The organism is Pedobacter sp. 05L430 (assembly GCF_056397585.1).
In genome coordinates this window covers 1-2597 of record NZ_JBFTNT010000427.1, presented here as the reverse complement: position 1 = coordinate 2597, position 2597 = coordinate 1, and the positions used below count along the sequence as shown (strand labels likewise).

Genomic DNA, 2597 nt, shown 5'->3' with positions numbered 1-2597 from the left:
CGCCCGCAGTAGGATTATGGATTAATCGGATGAGTTTGCTGGTTTTTTTCATATAGTTTGAACAATGTTGACATAACTATGGTTTTCATTGTAGTAATTATTTTAAAAAACTATCATGAAAATCCTGATCACAAATGACGACGGTATTTATAGTCCCGGTATCAGAGCGCTGGCAAACATCGCACTGCGCTTTGGTACAGTTAGAATTGTAGCCCCTGATGTGGAGCAATCATCAATGGGACATGCCATTACACACTCGCGTCCGCTTTCTTATAAAAAATCGCCAATCACATTCGAAAACATTGATGCTTTTAGGGTAAATGGAACACCGGCAGACTGTGTTGCACTTGGTTTGCATATGTATCCTGATACGGAAGTTGTGCTTTCAGGTATCAATATGGGGCCAAACCTAGGGAACTCTATGTGGCATTCGGGAACTTTGGCCGCTGCTAAACAATCGGTTTTACTAGGGGTTAAGGGAATAGCATTAAGTACACCTGTCGGTAAATCGGAGCCCGATTTTGAAAGCCTGGATCCTTTTGTTGAGCAGGCATTAACTGTATTGTTAGAAAATACGAATCTTGGGTTATATAATGTGAATTTTCCGCGTAAGCCAAAAGGGCTTCAGTGGACAAGGCAGTCGGTAAGGTTATACGATGGAAGCGTGGTTCCGGGGCATGACCCAATGGGCAGAAAGCATTATTGGATTACGGTAAAGCCACTTGAACTGGCAGAAGAGGGGACTGACCGATGGGCGGTTAAAAATGATTTGGTGTCTATAACTCCTTTAAGGCTTGATTTAACAAATGAAACTGAATTGAAAAGTCATGAGCCGACAGTAATTTTATCAAAAACTAATTAATTCTAGCTCTTGTTTGATATTATTGCTTTCTTTACTGTATGAAGAAATGGTTTCAAGCTAACAGCACACATTTTATTATCATAGGGATATTCTTTATTCTCTGTTTTGCTTATTTCAGTCCTGCTATGCAGGGTAAGGACCTTTACCAGAGCGATGTGCTTGAAGCCAAAGCAATGGCAAAGGAGATCATGGATGTTCGCGCGGAAACAGGAAAAGGGCCATTGTGGACCAATTCTATGTTTGGTGGGATGCCTAGTTTCCAGATCTGGGTATCGAACAGTGGCAGTATAGCCAACTATGTGATCAATACCTTAAAAACTGTATTTCCGAACCCAATAGATATTGTGCTTTGCTATCTGCTGGGGGCTTATTTTTTATTGAGTACATTAAAAATGAAGCCCTGGCTTGCTGCTGCAGGAGCCATAGCCTTTGCTTTTACGTCTTATAATTTCATCTATATTGAAGCCGGCCACAGCAATCAGGCAATGGCAATTTCGTTCTTTGCACCTGTATTGGGTTCTATTTTACTCACTTTTAGAGGACGATATTTATTAGGTGGTTTGTTAACTGCTCTTTTTCTTGCCATTGAAATCAGATGCAACCACATACAAATGACTTATTATCTGTTCATGTGCCTGCTCATATTGGCAGGTTTTGAACTGTATTATGCAATAGCATCCAAACAGTTAAAGGCTTTTTTTACCGCTGTAGGATATCTTTTTGCAGGTGTGATTTTAGCCGTTGGTGTAAACGCGGGACAATTATGGACTACCTACGAATATGGAAACGAATCTATCCGCGGTAAGGCAAATTTAACCAGAACAACCTCAAAATCAGATAGTGGACTTGGGCGCGATTATGCCTATCTCTGGAGCCAGGGTGTTGGCGAAATCTCAACATTCCTTGTTCCAAATATGTATGGGGGTGCTACTCAGATCAAACAATTAGATGAGCATTCTAATGTAGCTAAAGCACTGGTAGCAAAGGGCGTTCCTGAAGATCAGGTTAAAGAGCTCATCCCTCAGCTTGAGCAAGGTTTATTAAGAACTTATTGGGGTGAAAAATCGAGCACTCATGGTCCATGGTATTTTGGCTGTATTGTGGTCTTTTTATATGTTCTGGGGCTATTTATAGTTAAGGGTAAAATGAAATGGTGGATTTTAACCTCCACATTTCTATTTGTGTTTTTATCGTTTGGCAAACATTTCCCATTAATCTCTGATCTGTTTTTTGATTACTTCCCGATGTATAACAAGATGCGGGCAGTAGAATCTATATTGGTTATACCGGCATTAATTATACCATTGCTGGCATTTGTGGCACTTAAGCAATTCGTAGATGAGAAAGATACGGCAAAAGATTTACCCAAAAAGTTACTTTATTCTCTATATATAACAGGCGGTGGCTTAGTGTTATTTATGCTCGCGCCAACCTTGTTTTTTGATTTTAGAGATTCATCGCATCAGGAAATGGTAAATCACCTTGCTGAGGCTTTTAAGGCTGATCTTAGCTTTGCCAATTCCATAGGGAGTGCCTTGATAGAAGACAGGATATCACTTGCCCGTACGGATGCTTTCAGGTCCTTGATTTTCATTTTGCTTGGCTTTGGTGTGTTATGGGCAATATTAAAAGGGAAAGTTAAAGCAAACACCGCATTTATTGTTTTAGGTGTGCTGATACTCGTTGATATGTGGGGTGTAGACAAAAGATACCTGAACAACAGCAACTTCTATGA

Annotated in this window: 2 protein-coding genes; both read left to right on the top strand. The window is 40.2% G+C overall.

Annotated features, from left to right (window positions below; genetic code table 11):
* Positions 1–115: 115 nt before the first annotated feature.
* The gene (surE, locus tag AC1DG9_RS25925; protein WP_048905710.1) at positions 116–862 is read left to right on the top strand and encodes a 5'/3'-nucleotidase SurE; all 747 of its coding nucleotides are present in this window, start codon (positions 116–118) and stop codon (positions 860–862) included.
* A gap of 38 nt (positions 863–900) precedes the next feature.
* Positions 901–2597, top strand: a 1697-nt coding sequence (locus tag AC1DG9_RS25920; protein WP_477635553.1) for a hypothetical protein, incomplete at its 3' end; no start/stop codon positions are given.